Annotated in this window: 15 protein-coding genes; all 15 read left to right on the top strand. The window is 71.3% G+C overall.

Annotated elements, in window-relative coordinates:
• Positions 1 to 251 precede the first annotated feature (251 nt).
• The 15 genes from infC to tyrS all read left to right on the top strand — a co-directional run bounded on the left by infC (position 252) and on the right by tyrS (position 16,867).
• A complete protein-coding gene (gene infC, locus ACIPYW_RS14905; protein WP_290133788.1) occupies positions 252 to 908 on the top strand; it encodes a translation initiation factor IF-3 in 657 nt (218 codons plus the stop codon).
• A gap of 62 nt (positions 909 to 970) precedes the next feature.
• Complete coding sequence (gene rpmI / locus ACIPYW_RS14900; RefSeq protein WP_022903519.1) at positions 971 to 1,165, top strand: 50S ribosomal protein L35; 195 nt, start codon at positions 971 to 973, stop codon at positions 1,163 to 1,165.
• A 27-nt stretch (positions 1,166 to 1,192) separates the two neighbouring features.
• On the top strand, positions 1,193 to 1,576 hold the full coding sequence (gene rplT / locus ACIPYW_RS14895) for a 50S ribosomal protein L20 (RefSeq protein WP_058726112.1): 384 nt from the start codon (positions 1,193 to 1,195) through the stop codon (positions 1,574 to 1,576).
• A gap of 74 nt (positions 1,577 to 1,650) precedes the next feature.
• Complete coding sequence (locus tag ACIPYW_RS14890; RefSeq protein ID WP_400414870.1) at positions 1,651 to 2,547, top strand: TrmH family RNA methyltransferase; 897 nt, start codon at positions 1,651 to 1,653, stop codon at positions 2,545 to 2,547.
• A 71-nt stretch (positions 2,548 to 2,618) separates the two neighbouring features.
• Positions 2,619 to 3,659 carry a phenylalanine--tRNA ligase subunit alpha gene (gene pheS, locus ACIPYW_RS14885; RefSeq protein WP_400414868.1) on the top strand — a complete coding sequence of 347 codons (1,041 nt, stop codon included), beginning with the start codon at positions 2,619 to 2,621 and terminating at the stop codon, positions 3,657 to 3,659.
• A complete protein-coding gene (pheT, locus tag ACIPYW_RS14880; RefSeq protein ID WP_400414866.1) occupies positions 3,659 to 6,151 on the top strand; it encodes a phenylalanine--tRNA ligase subunit beta in 2,493 nt (830 codons plus the stop codon). The genes pheS and pheT overlap by 1 nt, the downstream gene beginning before the upstream one ends.
• 73 nt (positions 6,152 to 6,224) lie before the next feature.
• A complete protein-coding gene (locus ACIPYW_RS14875) occupies positions 6,225 to 7,322 on the top strand; it encodes an N-acetyl-gamma-glutamyl-phosphate reductase (protein WP_400414864.1) in 1,098 nt (365 codons plus the stop codon).
• Positions 7,319 to 8,551 (top strand): bifunctional glutamate N-acetyltransferase/amino-acid acetyltransferase ArgJ, encoded by a 1,233-nt coding sequence (gene argJ / locus ACIPYW_RS14870; RefSeq protein WP_400414862.1) that lies wholly within the window; start codon positions 7,319 to 7,321, stop codon positions 8,549 to 8,551. Before ACIPYW_RS14875 ends, argJ begins: the two co-directional genes overlap by 4 nt.
• Positions 8,551 to 9,624, top strand: coding sequence for an acetylglutamate kinase (gene argB / locus ACIPYW_RS14865; protein ID WP_400414859.1), 1,074 nt, complete (start codon positions 8,551 to 8,553; stop codon positions 9,622 to 9,624). The genes argJ and argB overlap by 1 nt, the downstream gene beginning before the upstream one ends.
• Before the next feature lie 50 nt (positions 9,625 to 9,674).
• A complete protein-coding gene (locus tag ACIPYW_RS14860; protein WP_400415246.1) occupies positions 9,675 to 10,859 on the top strand; it encodes an acetylornithine transaminase in 1,185 nt (394 codons plus the stop codon).
• The gene (gene argF, locus ACIPYW_RS14855) at positions 10,856 to 11,863 is read left to right on the top strand and encodes an ornithine carbamoyltransferase (RefSeq protein ID WP_400414857.1); all 1,008 of its coding nucleotides are present in this window, start codon (positions 10,856 to 10,858) and stop codon (positions 11,861 to 11,863) included. The genes ACIPYW_RS14860 and argF overlap by 4 nt, the downstream gene beginning before the upstream one ends.
• Positions 11,864 to 11,889: 26 nt before the next feature.
• Positions 11,890 to 13,086 carry an argininosuccinate synthase gene (locus ACIPYW_RS14850; RefSeq protein ID WP_400414855.1) on the top strand — a complete coding sequence of 399 codons (1,197 nt, stop codon included), beginning with the start codon at positions 11,890 to 11,892 and terminating at the stop codon, positions 13,084 to 13,086.
• Between the two features lie 302 nt (positions 13,087 to 13,388).
• Positions 13,389 to 14,837 (top strand): argininosuccinate lyase, encoded by a 1,449-nt coding sequence (gene argH, locus ACIPYW_RS14845; protein ID WP_400414853.1) that lies wholly within the window; start codon positions 13,389 to 13,391, stop codon positions 14,835 to 14,837.
• Positions 14,834 to 15,514, top strand: a complete 681-nt coding sequence (locus ACIPYW_RS14840) for a DNA-3-methyladenine glycosylase (protein WP_400414850.1) — start codon at positions 14,834 to 14,836, stop codon at positions 15,512 to 15,514. The genes argH and ACIPYW_RS14840 overlap by 4 nt, the downstream gene beginning before the upstream one ends.
• 39 nt (positions 15,515 to 15,553) lie before the next feature.
• On the top strand, positions 15,554 to 16,867 hold the full coding sequence (gene tyrS, locus ACIPYW_RS14835) for a tyrosine--tRNA ligase (protein WP_400414848.1): 1,314 nt from the start codon (positions 15,554 to 15,556) through the stop codon (positions 16,865 to 16,867).
• The last annotated feature ends 482 nt before the right edge of the window (positions 16,868 to 17,349 follow it).

Below are 17,349 nucleotides of genomic sequence, written 5' to 3'. Positions count from 1 at the left end.
CGCGGCAGATGCTGTCCGTGCGCCCTCGGGGGCTCGAACGGCGTCTTGCGAAAGAGGAGTCTCTCCCACCCGCGGCTGTGCACCACCAGGCTACCGGGTCCCCATCGCTCCGCCGGGCTCAGCACCACGAGCACGGCAGGTCCTCCCGCAAGGGACGACGTCGGGCGGTGCAACGGGTTCCGATCCGTGCGTCAGACCTCCTCTCTCGTGCCGTCGTCCAGGGCAACAGCCCCGGACGGCCAACCACCTGATTGAAGGAGCTCCGCATCACCGATCCCCGCACCAACGACCGAATCCGCGTTCCCGAGGTCCGACTCGTCGGCCCCCAGGGTGAGCAGGTCGGCGTTGTCCCGATCGCCATGGCCCTGCGTCTCGCGCAGGAAGCCGAACTGGATCTGGTCGAGGTCGCCCCGAACTCGAAGCCGCCCGTGGCCAAGATCATGGACTACGGCAAGTTCAAGTACGAGGCTGCGCAGAAGGCCAAGGAAGCGCGTCGCAACCAGGTGAACACGGACCTGAAGGAGGTCCGGTTCCGCCTGAAGATCGACAAGCACGACTACGAGACCAAGCGCAAGCGCGCCGAGGGCTTCCTCCTCGGTGGCGACAAGGTGAAGGCCATGATCCTCTTCCGCGGTCGCGAGCAGTCGCGCCCGGAGCAGGGCGTCCGCCTCCTGCAGCGGTTCGCCGAGGAGATCGCCGAGTTCGGTGTCGTCGAGTCGCGTCCGACCCAGGACGGCCGCAACATGACGATGATCATCGCTCCGCTGAAGAACAAGTCCGACGTCAAGGGCGAGCAGAACGCCAAGCGTGCTGCACAGAAGGCCGAGCGTCGCGCGTCGGAGCACGCCGCGAAGAACGGCGAGGAGTCCCCCGCCGCTTCCGAGCAGCAGGCCGCTCCGGCCGAGTAGGTCTCCCCGACCGAACCCGCGACGACGCGGCTCCCCACACCCATCCCACGGAAAGGCACTCCATGCCCAAGCAGAAGACCCACTCCGGGTCGAAGAAGCGCTTCAAGGTCACCGGCAGCGGCAAGATCATGAAGCAGCAGGCCGGTATGCGTCACAACCTCGAGGTCAAGAGCGCCAAGCGCAAGGCCCGCCTCAACGAGGACCAGGTCCTCGCGAAGGCCGACGCGAAGAACGTCAAGAAGCTTCTCGGCCACTGAGCCGGCGGAACGTAAAGGAATAGATCAATGGCACGAGTAAAGAGAGCGGTCAACGCCGCCAAGAAGCGCCGCGTCGTTCTCGAGCGCGCCGAGGGCTACCGCGGTCAGCGTTCGCGTCTGTACCGCAAGGCCAAGGAGCAGGTCACCCACTCCCTCGTCTACGCGTACCGCGACCGTCACGCCAAGAAGGGCGAGTTCCGTCGCCTCTGGATCCAGCGCATCAACGCTGCGTCGCGTGCGAACGGCCTGACCTACAACCGCCTCATCCAGGGTCTGAACCTGGCCGGCGTCGAGGTCGACCGTCGCATCCTCGCGGACCTCGCGGTGAACAACCCCGACACGTTCGCGGCGCTCGTCGAGACCGCGAAGAAGGCCCTGCCGGCCGACACCTCGGCCCCGAAGGCCGCGTAGTCACGCCAGCTGCACCACGAAGCCCCCGTTCCGTCCGCGGAGCGGGGGCTTCGTGCGTTCCTAGACTGGTGCCCGTGAGCGATCTCCTCGAGAACCCGAAGGCCGGCCGTGTCCGTGCCGTGGCCGCCCTCGCCAAGAAGGACGTCCGCGCCGACACCGGACTGTTCCTGCTCGAGGGGCCGCAGGCCGTCCGGGAGGCGCTCGAGTACCGCCCGGAGCTCCTCCGTGAGCTCTACGTGACGCCGACCGCGGCCGCGCGCTACGCGCTCGACGACGCGCCGGTCGACACCTGGTTCGTGACCGAGCAGGTGCTCGACTCCATGGCCGACACGGTCACGCCGCAGGGCGTCGTCGCCGTCTGCCAGCAGTTCCCGACGTCGGTGCGGTCGGTCTTCCCGGATCCGGCCTCCGTCGACGTGGCTCCCGTCGACCCGTCGGACGGCCTGGAGGCTCGTGGCGACTCCGCGACGGAGGGTTCCCTCCCCGGGCTGGTCGCGATCCTCGAGCAGGTGCGGGACCCCGGCAACGCCGGCACGATCATCCGCGCCGCCGACTCCGCCGGCGCCGACGCGGTCGTCCTCACCGGGCGCTCGGTGGACCCGTACAACCCGAAGGTGGTCCGCTCGACCACGGGCTCGCTGTTCCACGTGCCGGTCTCGGTCGGTGTGACGCTCGCCGACGCGGTCGGGCGGGCGAAAGCCCTCGGCTACACGGTGCTCGCGGCGGACGTATCGGGCGACGACCTCCCGGAGGTCCGTGCCGACGGGATGCTCGACGGACCGACGGCGTGGGTCTTCGGCAACGAGGCCCGCGGGCTGACCGACGAGGACCTCGCGCTCGTCGACCGTGCCGTCAAGGTGCCGATCTACGGGCAGGCGGAGTCGATGAACCTCGCCACGGCGGCCTCGGTGTGCCTGTACGAGAGCGCGTTCGCGCAGCGGGCCGCGGCTGCTTCCTCCACAGCCGGCTGACGCGTCGTCTCCCTCCACCGTCCGACGGGTACAGGACGGCGGTATCCCATCGGCCGGTAGGCTTGGGCCTCGTGTCAGAACACCTCGAGATCAGCGAACCGGCCGTCAGCGCCGCCGTGGACGCCGCCCTCGCGGCCGTCCGCGCTGCGACGACCGTCGCCGAGCTGAAGCAGGCCAGGGCCGAGCACACCGGTGAGCAGTCGCCGTTGGCGCGGATGAACGCGTCGATGCGCAGTGTGCCGCCGGAGCAGAAGGCCGCGGCGGGCAAGCTCGTCGGCCAGGCCCGCGGTCGCGTCAACCAGGCCGTCGCCGAGCAGGAGTCCGTCCTGGCCGAGGCCGAGGAGCGCGCACGGCTCGAGTCCGAGCGGGTCGACGTCACGGCCCTGCCGTCGCGTCGCACACCGGGGTCGCGTCATCCGCTGTCGCTCCTGAACGACGCCGTCGCGGACATCTTCGTCGGCATGGGGTGGGAAGTCGCGGAGGGCCCCGAGCTCGAGCACGAGTGGTTCAACTTCGACGCGCTGAACTTCGACCAGGACCACCCGGCCCGAGCGATGGCCGACACCGTCTTCGTCGAGCCCGTCGAACGGCACCTGCTCATGCGGACGCACACGTCGCCCGTGCAGGTCCGCTCCCTGCTCTCCCGAGAACTGCCGCTGTACGTCATCGCGCCCGGGCGCGTGTACCGGGCCGACGAGCTCGACGCCACGCACCTGCCGGTCTTCACCCAGGTCGAGGGCATCGCGATCGACAAGGGCCTGACGATGGCGCACCTGCGCGGCACGCTCGAGCACTTCGCCCGGCAGATGTTCGGCGCCGAGGCGCAGATCCGTCTCCGCCCGAACTACTTCCCGTTCACCGAGCCGAGCGCCGAGATGGACGTCTGGCAGCCGAACGCCAAGGGTGGCGCCCGGTGGGTCGAGTGGGGTGGCTGCGGCATGGTCAACCCGAACGTCCTGCGCGCCGCCGGCATCGACCCGGACGAGTACCAGGGCTTCGCGTTCGGCATGGGCATCGAGCGGACGCTGCAGTTCCGCAACGGCCTGAACGACATGCGTGACTTCCTCGAGGGCGACATCCGCTTCTCGCAGCAGTTCGGAACGGTGGTCTGATGCGCGTCCCACTTCGTTGGCTCGGTGAGTCGGTCGACCTCCCCGAAGACGCCACCCTCGAGCACGTCCACGCGGCGCTCGTGTCGGTGGGCTTCGAGGAAGAGGACGTCCACACCTACGACCTGACCGGCCCGATCGTGGTCGGCCGGGTGCTGTCGCTCGAGCCGGAGCCGCAGAAGAACGGCAAGACGATCAACTGGTGCCAGGTGGACGTCGGCGAGCCGGAGCCCCGCGGCATCGTCTGCGGCGCGCACAACTTCGTCGCCGGTGACCTCGTCGTCGTGACGCTGCCCGGCGCCGTGCTGCCCGGCCCGTTCCCGATCGCCGCCCGCAAGACGTACGGCCACGTGTCCGACGGCATGATCGCCTCGGCGCGCGAGCTCGGCCTCGGCGACGAGCACGACGGCATCCTGCGCTTCGCCGACCTCGGGATGGAGCCCGAGGTCGGAGCGGACGCCATCGCCCTGCTCGGCCTCGACGACGCCGCGGTCGAGATCAACGTCACCCCGGACCGCGGTTACGCCATGAGCATGCGCGGTGTCGCCCGCGAGTACGCGCACGCCACCGGAGCCTCGTTCCGCGACCCGGTCGACCGCGTGACGCCCCGCGCCGCCGAGGGCTTCCCGGTGGCCATCGACGACCAGGCGCCGATCCGTGGCCGTCAGGGCGCGACGACCTTCGTGACCCGGGTCGTCCGCGGCATCGACCCGACCGTGAAGACACCGGCGTGGATGGTGTCGCGCCTGGCACTCGCCGGTGTGCGCTCGATCTCGCTCCCCGTCGACGTCACGAACTACGTCATGTTCGAGCTCGGCCAGCCGCTGCACGGGTACGACCTCGCGAAGGTCGTCGGCGGGCTCGGCGTCCGGCGTGCGCACACGGGGGAGACCCTCGTCACGCTCGACGACGTCACGCGGAGGCTCGACCCGGAAGACCTCGTCATCACCGACGGCGACGGCCCGGTCGGCCTCGCGGGCGTCATGGGCGGTGCCCGGACGGAGATCTCCGACACGACCACCGACGTCCTCATCGAGGCGGCCGTGTTCGACCAGGTGTCGATCGCCCGGACCGCTCGTCGCCACAAGCTCCCGAGTGAGGCGTCCCGCCGGTTCGAGCGCGGCGTCGACCCGCTCGTGTCCGAGGCGGCCGCGAACCGCGCCGTGGAGCTCCTCGTCGAGCTCGCCGGGGGCAGCGCGGACCCGCTCGGCTCGACCCTCGTCGACTCGACGCCCCGACCGACCATCGCGATGCGGATCGGGCGCCCGGCGGAGCTGATCGGTGTGGAGTACACCGACGCCGAGGTCATCGACACCCTGCGTGCGATCGGCGCCACGGTCGAGGTCGACGGCGAGCTGCTCGCGGTCACGCCGCCCACGTGGCGCCCGGACCTCGGCGACGACACCACCCTGGTCGAGGAGATCGCCCGGATCGTCGGCTACGGCCGCATCCCGAGCGTCCTGCCCGTCGCCCCGCCCGGCCGCGGACTCACCGGCCACCAGCAGGCTCGTCGCCGGGTCGCGAACGCCCTGGCCGCCGCCGGCCTGGTCGAGGTCGTCACCGCACCGTTCGTCTCGGCCGCCACGCAGGACGCCTACCCGGGCATCGACGGCGACGGCGGTCCGAGCGTCGTGCTCGCCAACGCCCTCGACAGCGAGCAGAACCGACTCCGCCGCAGCGGTCTGCCGGCACTCGTCGACGTCGCGCGGCGCAACGTGTCGCGCGGACTCGTCGACGTCGCGGTGTACGAGACCTCCCGGGTCTTCCTCCCGACGGACGGGCACGAGCTCGGCACCGTCGACGTCCCCGCGGGCGCCGCGCTCCCGGACCGCGAGACCCTCGCCGCCCTCGACGCGTCCCTGCCGGCGCAGCCGTTCCACGTCTCGGCGCTCCTCACGGGCAACCGGGTCGCGAAGCAGCCGGGCGCCGCAGCGGAGCCGTACGGCATCGCGGACGCGCTCGACGCCGCCCACGAGGTCGCCTGGGCCGTCGGCGTCGAGCTGACGGTGGCCCAGACGACCCACCCGTCGCTGCACCCGGGGCGCGCGGCGTCGCTCCTCGTCGGCGACTCCGTCGTGGGCGTCGCGGGCGAGTTGCTGCCGGAGCTGAGCGAGGCCGCGGTGCTGCCCCGCGTGGTCGCCGTGCTCGAGCTCGACCTCGACGCCCTGGGCGCGGCGGCCCCGGAGCTCGTGTCGGTCACCCCGATCGAGTCCTACCCGGCGGCGACGCAGGACCTCTCCCTCGTGGTCGACGCGGACGTTCCGGCCGGTGACGTCCTCGACGTCGTCCGCTCTGGTGCCGGCGAGCTGTTGGAGTATGCTCGCCTCGTGGACGACTACCGGGGCACCGGCGTGAGCGAGGGACAGAAGTCCCTGACGTTCGCGCTGCGCTTCCGTGCCACGGACCGCACGCTGACCGCTGCCGAGGCCTCCGAGGCCCGTGACGGCGCTGTCCGACGTGCCGGCGAGCGATTCGGGGCGACCCTGCGCGACTGATCCACAGGATCACCGCCCGGGGCCGCCGCCTCCGACTCTCTCGACGACCAGTCCGACCCAAAGGTGGAATCCCATGTCCGTATCCGTCGCCGTGGCGGGAGCCTCCGGCTACGCGGGCGGTGAGCTCCTGCGCGTGCTCTCCGCCCATCCCGAGTTCGACGTCAGGACGGTGACTGCGTTCTCGAACGCCGGACAGCCGCTCATCGCCACGCAGCCGCACCTGCGCTCGCTGGCGCACCTGACGCTCGCGGAGACGACGGCCGAGAACCTCCGCGGACACGACGTGGTGTTCCTCGCCCTGCCGCACGGGCAGTCCGGGGCGATCACCGTCGAGCTCGACGACGACACCCTCGTCGTCGACTGCGGCGCTGACCACCGGCTGACGGACCCGGCGGCGTGGGAGGCCTTCTACGGCGGCGACTGGTTCGGTGCGTGGACGTACGGGCTCCCGGAACTCCTGCACGCGGCACCCGCGCCCGGCTCCGCGGAGGAGTGGCGCGACGAGGACGACATCGCCTCCCAGGGCCGGCAGCGCACGGAACTGGCCGGCACGAAGCGGATCGCGGTCCCGGGGTGCAACGTCACCGCGGTGACGCTCGGGATCCAGCCGGGCATCCAGGCCGGGCTCGTCGAGTCGGACGACATCGTCGCGGTGCTCGCCGTCGGGCCGAGCGGTGCCGGCAAGAAGCTCGCGACGACGTACCTCGCCTCCGAGATCATGGGCTCCGCGAGCGCCTACCAGGTCGGGGGGAAGCACCGGCACATCCCGGAGATCCAGCAGAACCTGCAGGTCGCCGGCGCCTCGGACGTGACGATCTCGTTCACCCCGGTGCTCGTCCCGATGTCCCGCGGGATCCTCGCGACGACGACGGCGAAGCTCGCGCCCGGGGTCAGTGCCCGTGACGTCCGGCTCGCGTGGGAGCAGGCGTACGCCGACGAGCCGTTCGTGCACCTCCTGCCCGAGGGCGAGTTCCCGCGGGTCGCCGACACGATCGGGGCGAACACGTGCCTCGTCGGCATCGTCGTCGACGAAGCAGCCGGTCGCGTCGTCGCGGTGAGCGCGCTCGACAACCTCGCGAAGGGCACCGCCGGGGCAGCGGTCCAGTCCACCAACATCGCCCTGGGCTTCCCCGAGACCCTCGGCCTCAGCGTGGACGGAGTCGCACCGTGACCGACGCGAACCAGCACGACGCAGGTCAGCCTGTCGGAACCGAGCCGGGCCTCCAGGCAGGGTCGTCCGGACAGGGCGTCACCGCGGCCGCGGGCTTCCGCGCCGCCGGTGTGACCGCCGGTCTCAAGGCGAGCGGCAAGCCGGACGTGGCGCTCGTCGTCAACGACGGCCCCGAGGCGGCGGTCGCCGCCGTCTTCACGAGCAACCGCGCCCAGGCGCACCCCGTCATCTGGTCGCGCCAGGTGGTCGGCGACGGTGTGGCCCGGGCGGTCGTCCTCAACTCGGGAGGCGCGAACTGCTTCACGGGTCCGTTCGGCTTCCAGACGACCCACCTCACCGCCGAGGCGGTCGCCGACTCCCTGGGCCTCGGCGCAGGGGACGTCGTCGTCTGCTCGACCGGCCTCATCGGCGTCGGGGACCAGACCTTCCGTGACAACGTCCTGAAGGGCGTCGACCTCGCGTCCGCGGCGCTGTCCGCGACGGGCGGGCACGACGCGGCCACGGCCATCATGACGACCGACACGAAGCCGAAGCAGTCGGTCGTGACCGAGGACGGCTGGACCGTCGGCGGCATGGCGAAGGGCGCCGGGATGCTCGCGCCCGGCCTCGCGACGATGCTCGTCGTCATCACCACGGACGCCCTGCTGCCCGCTGACGAACTCGACCAGGCGCTCCGCGCGGCCACCCGCGTGACCTTCGACCGCGTCGACTCGGACGGCTGCATGTCGACGAACGACACCGTGGTCCTGATGTCCTCCGGGGCGAGCGGGACCACCCCGGAGGTCGGCGACTTCCAGGAGGCCCTGACCGCGGTCTGCGCCGACCTCGCGAAGCAGCTGCAGCAGGACGCCGAGGGCGCGAGCCACGACATCGCGATCGAGGTCGTCGGCGCCGCGAGCGAGGACGACGCCGTCACCGTCGGCCGGAGCGTCGCGCGGAACAACCTCTTCAAGGCCGCCGTGTTCGGCAACGACCCCAACTGGGGCCGCGTGCTCGCGGCCATCGGCACGACCGACGCCGACTTCGACCCGTACGCGGTCGACGTGAGCATGAACGGCGTCCGGGTGTGCCACGCGGGCGCGCCGGACGAGCCGAGCGACTCCGTCGACCTGACCGGCCGGGAGACCCACGTGCTCATCGACCTCGGGGTGGGGCCGCACATGGCGACGATCCTGACGAACGACCTGACGCACGACTACGTCCACGAGAACAGCGCGTACTCCAGCTGATGAGCGACCACGACCTCACCAAGGAAGAAGAGCACGAGCTCGCCGCCGTCAAGGCCGCGACGCTCATCGAGTCCCTGCCCTGGCTGAAGCGGTTCTCGGGCAAGGTCGTCGTCGTCAAGTTCGGCGGCAACGCGATGATCAACGAGGACCTCAAGCGGGCCTTCGCCGAGGACATGGTGTACCTGCGCTACGCAGGGTTGCACCCGGTCGTCGTGCACGGCGGCGGGCCGCAGATCTCGGCTGCGCTCAAGGAGCAGGGCATCGAGTCCGAGTTCCGCGGCGGGTACCGCGTCACCACCACCGAGGCGATCACCGTCGTCCGTGACGTCCTGGCCGGCGAAGTCAACCGCGAGATCGTCGAGCTGGTGAACGAGCACGGCGACGGCCTCGCGGTCGGCGTGTTCGGCGACGGCGGTTCCCTGTTCACGGGCGAGAAGAAGGGCGTCGTCGTCGACGGCGAGCACTTCGACCTCGGCCACGTGGGCGACATCACGCACGTCGACCCGTCCGGCGTCCTCGCAGCGATCGAGGCCGGCCGGATCCCGGTCGTCTCGAGCATCGCGATCGACGACGCCCACCCGGACCAGGCGCTCAACGTGAACGCGGACGCCGCCGCTGGCGCGCTCGCCATCGCGCTCAAGGCCGCGAAGCTGATGATGCTCACGGACGTCCCCGGGTTGTACCGGAACTGGCCGGACCGCGACTCCATCGTCGACCTCATCGCGGTCGAGGAACTCCGCGAGCTCCTGCCGTCGCTCGAGTCCGGCATGATCCCGAAGATGACCGCGTGCCTCGACGCCGTGGTCGGCGGGGTCGGCGGGGCGACGATCATCGACGGCCGCATCCCGCACTCGATCCTGCTCGAGGTCTTCACGCTCCGCGGCGCGGGCACCGAGGTGATCCCGGACCCGAGCCGACGCACGGAGAACCAGATGACCCACGCCGAGATCGGCCGCCGCGTCGCAGCGTCCGCGTCGTCGAGCGCGACGGACCACGGCACCACCACGTCCAGCGCCGCGGACCGCACCGCGGGCAAGCACGAAGCCACGACCGAGAAGGGGCACGAGCAGTGAGCACCGAGACGCAGACCGAGACCTGGAACGACCGGTTCGGGGCGTCGCTCATGCGATCCCTGACCCCGCCGAAGATCATGCTCGAGCGTGGCGAGGGCTGTCGGGTGTGGGACGTCGACGGCAACGAGTACCTCGACTTCCTCGCCGGCATCGCGGTGAACTCGCTCGGGCACGCGCACCCGGCGCTCGTGGAGGCCGTCGCCGACCAGGCCGCGAAGCTCGTGCACGTCTCGAACTACTTCGCGACGCCGCCGCAGCTCGAGCTCGCGGAGCGCCTGAAGCGCATCACGGGTGCCGGGGACGCCGGTCGCGTGTACTTCGGCAACTCGGGCGCCGAGGCGAACGAGGCCGCGTTCAAGCTCGCGCGCCTGAACAAGGGCGCTGACGGGAGCAAGACCCGGATCCTCGCACTGAAGCAGGGCTTCCACGGCCGGACCATGGGCGCGCTCGCACTCACCGGCAAGCCCGCGCTGCAGCAGGACTTCCTGCCGATGGTCCCGGGTGTCGAGCACGTCGACTCCACCGTCGAGGCGCTCGAGTCCGCGTTCGACGACCACGTCGCCGCGCTCATCCTCGAGCCGATCAAGGGCGAGGCCGGTGTGGTTGACCTGCCCGAGGGCTTCCTGCTCGCGGCACGCCGCCTGACCGAGGCGCACGGCGCGCTGCTCATCCTCGACGAGATCCAGACCGGTGTCGGTCGCACGGGCAACTGGTTCACCTACCAGGGGCACGGCTTCACCCCCGACGCGATCACCATCGCGAAGGGCATCGCCGGCGGCTTCCCGATCGGCGCCCTCGTCACGTTCGGCTGGGCGTCCGACCTCTTCTCGGCCGGCCAGCACGGTTCGACGTTCGGCGGCAACCCGCTCGGCACCCGTGTCGCGAACGCCGTGCTCGAGGAGATCGAGCGTGCGGACCTCGTCGCCGGTGCGGTGACGAAGGGCGAGCGGATCCGTGCGGGCATCGCGTCGATCGGTTCGCCGCTCGTGCAGGAGGTCCGGGGCACCGGCCTGCTCATCGGCGTCGGGCTGACCGGTCCGGTCGGCCCCGCCGTCAACCAGGCCGCGCTCGACCGTGGCCTCATCATCAACGCCCCGAACGAGTCGAGTCTGCGCATCGCGCCGCCGCTCGTCGTGTCCGACGCCGAGATCGACGAGTTCGTGTCGATCCTCGGTGAGAGTCTGGCCGCGGTCGCGGCCGAGCAGGGCACCGCCGACCAGGAGACCTCCGCATGACCCGCCACTTCCTCCGCGACGACGACCTGAGCCAGGCCGAGCAGTCCGCGATCCTCGACCTCGCGGCGCAGATGAAGGCCGACCGCTGGGCCGCGAAGCCCCTCGCCGGGCCGCAGTCCGTGGCGGTCATCTTCGACAAGTCCTCCACCCGCACCCGCGTCTCGTTCCACGTCGGCATCTCCGACCTCGGCGGCAGCCCGCTCGTCATCACGACGGCGAACAGCCAGCTCGGCGGCAAGGAGACCCCGTCGGACACGGCACGCGTGCTCGAGCGCATGGTGTCCGCGATCGTGTGGCGCACCTACGCCCAGTCGGGTCTCGAGGAGATGGCGGCCGGCACCCGTGTCCCCGTGGTGAACGCCCTCTCGGACGACTTCCACCCATGCCAGCTCCTCGCCGACCTCCTCACCATCCGCGAGCACCGCGGCACGCTCGCGGGTCAGACCGTGGCGTTCGTCGGTGACGGCGCGAGCAACATGGCGCAGTCGTACCTGCTGGCCGGGGCGACCGCGGGCATGCACGTCCGCGTGGCCGCGCCGGAGTCCTTCGCGCCCGCAGCGTCGGTCGTGTCGGACGCCGAGCAGCGCGCCGCGGTCACGGGGGGCTCCGTCCTCGTGGTCACCGACCCGGTCGCTGCCGTCTCCGGCGCGGATGTCGTCGTCACCGACACCTGGGTCTCGATGGGCAAGGAGGACGAGAAGCAGGCGCGGCTCGACACATTCGCCGGCTACCGCGTGGACGACGAGCTGATGGCGCACGCCGCCGACGACGCCGTGTTCATGCACTGCCTGCCCGCCGACCGTGGCTTCGAGGTCACGGCGGAGGTCATCGACGGCCCGCGCAGCATCATCTGGGACGAGGCGGAGAACCGCCTCCACGCCCAGAAGGCGCTCCTCGCCTGGCTCCTGGCCGCGAACGCGGCCGAACCGGCCGCGGCCGCGAACACGGTCGAACCGGCCGCGGCCGCGAACACGGTCGAACCGGCCGCGGCCCCCACCAACTGACACCCCCACCCCCAAGGAGAAACCACATGGCAGACCGCGTCGTACTGGCGTACTCCGGAGGCCTCGACACCTCCGTCGGCATCGGCTGGCTCAAGGACGCCACCGGCAAGGACGTCGTCGCACTGGCGGTCGACGTCGGCCAGGGCGGCGAGGACATGGACGCCATCCGCCAGCGCGCGCTCGACTGCGGCGCGGTGGAATCGGTCGTCGTCGACGCGAAGGACGAGTTCGCCGACGACTACCTCGTGCCCGCCCTCAAGGCGAACGCGCTCTACCAGAAGCGCTACCCGCTCGTGTCCGCGCTGAGCCGTCCGCTCATCGCGAAGCACCTCGCCCTCACCGCGAAGCAGCTCGGTGCCGACAGCGTCGCGCACGGCTGCACCGGCAAGGGCAACGACCAGGTCCGCTTCGAGGCCGCCGTCGCCGCGATCGCGCCCGACCTGACGAGCGTCGCGCCCGTCCGCGACCTCGCGCTCACCCGCGACAAGGCGATCGTCTACGCGAACGAGCACGACCTGCCCATCGAGCAGTCGAAGAAGTCGCCGTACTCGGTCGACCAGAACGTCTGGGGCCGCGCGGTCGAGACCGGCTTCCTCGAGGACCCGTGGAACGCTCCCATCGAGGACCTCTACTCGTACACGCAGGACCCCTCGGTCCCGCGTGACGCCGACGAGGTCACGATCACGTTCGAGCAGGGTGTGCCGGTCGCGATCGACGGCCAGCGCTTCAGCGTCCTCCGCATCGTGCAGGAGCTCAACGCCCTCGCCGGCAAGCACGGCGTCGGCCGCATCGACGTCGTCGAGGACCGCCTCGTCGGCATCAAGTCGCGCGAGGTCTACGAGGCCCCCGCGGCGATGGCGCTCATCGCCGCGCACGAGGAGCTCGAGAGCCTGACCCTCGAGCGCGACGTGAACCGCTACAAGCGCGGCATCGAGTCGGAGTGGGCCGACCTGGTCTACGACGGCCTGTGGTTCGGCGGCCTGAAGCGCAGCCTGGACGCGTTCATCGACCACACTCAGCAGCACGTGTCGGGCGACATCCGCCTGCAGCTGCACGGTGGTCGTGCGACGGTCACGGGCCGGAAGTCGGAGCAGAGCCTCTACGACTTCGACCTCGCGACCTACGACACGGGCGACACGTTCGACCAGTCCCTCTCGAAGGGCTTCATCGAGCTGTGGTCGCTGCCGTCGAAGATCTCGGCCCGGCGCGACGCCGCCAACTAGGCGACCCCGGTGGGGGGGGGCCCGCCCGGGGCCCCCCCCCCCCCCCCCCCCCCCCCCCCCCCCCCCCCCCCCCCCCCCCCCCCCCCCCCCCCCCCCCCCCCCCCCCCCCCCCCCGGGGGGGGGGGGGCCCCCGCCCCCCCCCCCCCCCCCCGCCGGCCGACCCCGCCCCACCGCCGGCCGACCCCGCCCCACCATCGGCCGACCCCGTCCCACCACCGGCCTGGAGGCACGACCCGCGTCCGACCCGCCGGTCGCCTCCCTCGGACCACCACCCAGAACGAACCCACACGACGCAGGACGACATGACCGACGCAGCCCCGCACGCCAAGACCGACGCCACCAACACCGGCGCCCTCTGGGGCGGCCGCTTCGCGGACGGCCCGAGCGCCGAGCTGGCCGCCCTCTCGAAGTCGACGCACTTCGATTGGCAGCTCGCGCCCTACGACATCGCCGGGTCCCGCGCCCACGCGCGGGCACTGCAGGCCGCGGGCTACCTGACCGAGGACGAGCTGGAGCGCATGCTCGCCGGCCTCGACCGCCTGGCCGACGCGCACGCGACGGGCGAGCTGCAGCCCGACGACTCCGACGAGGACGTCCACGGCGCGCTCGAACGGCTGCTCATCGCCGACCTCGGTCCGGAACTCGGCGGGAAGCTCCGCGCCGGCCGGAGCCGCAACGACCAGATCGCCACGCTCGGCCGCATGCACATGCTCGACCACGGTCGGCGCATCGGCCACCTCGTGATCGACCTCGTGGACGCCCTCAGCCAGCAGGCGAACGAGCACCCCGGCGCGATCATGCCGGGCCGCACGCACCTCCAGCACGCGCAGCCCGTGCTCCTCGCGCACCACCTGCTCGCGCACGCCTGGCCGCTCGTGCGTGACCTCGAGCGGCTCCGCGACTGGTCGGCCCGCGCTGGCGTGAGCCCGTACGGCGCCGGTGCCCTCGCCGGCAGCTCGCTCGGACTCGACCCGACGGCGATCGCGCACGAGCTGGGGTTCGCCCGGCCGGCCGAGAACTCGATCGACGCGACCGCCGGCCGTGACGTCGTGGCGGAGTTCGCGTTCGTCCTCGCCCAGATCGGCATCGACGTCTCGCGCCTGGCCGAGGAGGTCATCCTCTGGAACACGAAGGAGTTCGGCTTCGTCCGGTTGCACGACGCGTTCTCGACGGGGTCGAGCATCATGCCGCAGAAGAAGAACCCGGACATCGCCGAACTCGCGCGCGGCAAGTCCGGGCGGCTCCTCGGCAACCTCACCGGCCTGCTCGCGACGTTCAAGGGCCTGCCGCTGGCGTACAACCGAGACCTGCAGGAGGACAAGGAACCCGTGTTCGACTCGGTCGAGCAGCTCGAGGTCCTGCTCCCGGCGTTCACCGGCATGATCGCGACGCTGACCTTCGACACCGGGCGGATGGCCGAGCTCGCGCCGCAGGGCTTCTCGCTCGCGACCGACGTCGCCGAGTGGCTCGTCCGGCAGGGCGTGCCCTTCCGTGACGCCCACGAGGTCTCCGGCGCCCTCGTCCGCCACTGTGAGGAGCGCGGCATCGAGCTCGACGAACCGACCGACGACGAGTACCGGTCCGTGTCGGAGCACCTCACGCCCGAGGTCCGTTCGGTCCTCACGATCGAGGGCAGCGTCGCCTCCCGCACGGGAGCCGGCGGCACCGCACCGGACCGTGTGGCGGAGCAGCTCACGTCCCTGACCCAGCGCGTCCGCGAGCTGGCGGAGGGCGCCCCCTTCACCCGATGACCGACGCGCTGCGGGCACTGCTCGCCGAGCCCGCTCCGATCTCCGCCCCGGCCCTGCTCGGCGCGACGATCGTCGGCCGCGGCGTCGCGATCCGCATCACCGAGGTGGAGGCCTACCACGGCCCGACCGATCCGGGTTCCCACGGCCACCGCGGGATGACCGAGCGCAACCGCCACCTCTTCGGCCCACCGGGCACGCTCTACGCCTACCGCTCGTACGGCATCCACACGTGCGTCAACGTCGTCAGCGGCCCGGAGGGCACGTCAGCCGGATCACTCCTCCGGGGCGGCGAGGTCGTCGCGGGGAGTGACACCGCCCGCGAACGCCGCGGACCGCGTCCCGCCGACGTCGCGCTCGCCCGCGGACCGGGCAACCTCGGCGTCGCGCTCGGCGCCGTCCTCGGCACGGACGACGGCACGTCGCTCCTGGACGGGTCCGGTCCGTTCGTACTCACGCTGGCACCCGGCCTGGAGGCACGGCTCGCCTCGGCCCCGCCGGCCGCGGTCGTCGAGGCGCTCCTGGCGGAGCGGGACGCCGCAGGCGTGCCCCGCATCTCGCGAGGACCGCGCACCGGCGTCGGCGGCATCGCCGGCGGCGCGCGGTTCCCCTGGCGCTTCTGGCTGACGGGCGACCCGACGGTCTCGACGTACCGACGGCACAAGGGTGCCCTCGACTAGCGGAGCCGCGCCGCTCCTCCCGGCCGCTACGATTGCCGGGTGTCCAGTGATACCGCGCTCGATGTCCTGACGCGCCAGCAGAACGACCCCACCTTCGCCTCGGTGTGGGACGAACTGCGCTGGCGTGGTCTGGTGCACGTCTCGACCGACGAGACCGCACTCAAGGAGGCCCTCGACGGCGAGCCGATCACCTACTACTGCGGCTTCGACCCGACCGCGCCCTCACTGCACTGCGGCAACCTGCTGCAGCTGTTGACCCTGCGCCGGATCCAGCTGGCGGGGCACAAGCCGCTGGCGCTCGTCGGCGGTTCGACCGGCCTGATCGGCGATCCGCGCCCGACCGCCGAGCGCACGCTGAACACCCCGGAGACCGTCGCCGACTGGGTCGACCGTCTCCGTGCCCAGGTGTCGCGGTTCCTCAGCCCGGAGGGTGACAACGGCGTCCGGCTGGTGAACAACCTCGACTGGACGGCACCGCTGTCCGCGATCGACTTCCTGCGGGACGTCGGCAAGTACTTCCGCGTCAACTCGATGCTCAAGAAGGACGCCGTCGCCGCGCGCCTCAACTCGGACGCAGGGATCAGCTACACCGAGTTCAGCTACCAGATCCTCCAGGGCCTCGACTACCGGGAGCTCTTCCGGCAGTACGGGTGCACCCTGCAGACCGGCGGCTCCGACCAGTGGGGCAACCTGACCTCGGGGACAGAGCTGATCCGGCGTACCGAGGGCGCTGCCGTGCACGCGCTCGGGACGCCCCTGATCGTGAACTCCGACGGCACGAAGTTCGGCAAGAGCGAGGGCAACGCCATCTGGCTCGACCCGGAGATGACGTCGCCGTACGCCTTCTACCAGTTCTGGCTCAACACCTCGGACGCCGACGTGGTCGAGCGTCTCCGGCAGTTCACGTTCCTGTCGCGGGCAGAGGTCGAACGACTCGCGCAGGCCGTCGCGGACGAACCGTTCCGCCGTGAGGCGCAGCGCGCCCTCGCGTTCGAGGTGACTGCGGTGGTGCACGGGGTCGAGGCGACCCAGGCCGCGATCGACGCCGCCGCTGCCCTGTTCGGCAACGGCGACCTGACGACCCTCGACGAGCAGACCCTCCGGTCCGCGATCGCCGAGCTCCCGGGGTCGACGACGTTGCCCGGCGATGCCGATGTCGCGCGCGCCCTCGTCGAGACCGGTCTCGTGAAGTCCCTCGGCGAAGCCCGGCGAGCGATCGACCAGGGCGGGGTGTACGTGAACAATGCCCGGGCCGAGGACCCGACCGCACCGGTGGGGGACCTCGTGCTGCCGGGGGGAGTGCTCGTGCTCCGTCGTGGCAAGAAGACCCTCGCGGGTGTGTCGATCAGCTGATCGCCCGAGAACGCCGACGCCCGGTTCCCCCTGTGGGAGCCGGGCGTCGCTGCGTTCCGGGGCCAGGTGTTGCAGAACGCGACACGCCCGGGAAGCGCGGCCGGTTGGCGCTCCCCACGGTCCGCACGTAGAGTTCTTACTCGTCACCCCAAAGGTGCGGCGGAGCGGCTGGAGCGAGAGCCCAGAGCCTGCCGGCCTCAAGCGGGACCATCCTCCACTGAAGTTCAGAACTGGCCTTGCGCTGGATCGCTTCGACGCCTAGGATGACTACTCCACCGGTTCTCTCCCGTCAGGGATGAGCCACTGGGCCTCCTGGTCCGACGACACATCGGTGGTCAAACCAAGATCGAAAGCCTCTCTGGCGAAGCCTCGTGTTCGGGGTGGAGCGGGGAGTGCGTCTGGTCCTTGAGAACTCAACAGCGTGCACATTGTCAATGCCAATTTATTGACCCCGTGGCCGAGCTTGCTCGGTTCGGAGACAA

This window comes from Curtobacterium sp. NPDC089689 (genome assembly GCF_044749145.1).
GTDB lineage: Bacteria > Actinomycetota > Actinomycetes > Actinomycetales > Microbacteriaceae > Curtobacterium.
The sequence above is the reverse complement of the archived record's forward strand: the minus strand, read 5'-3'. Positions and strand labels throughout refer to the sequence as shown.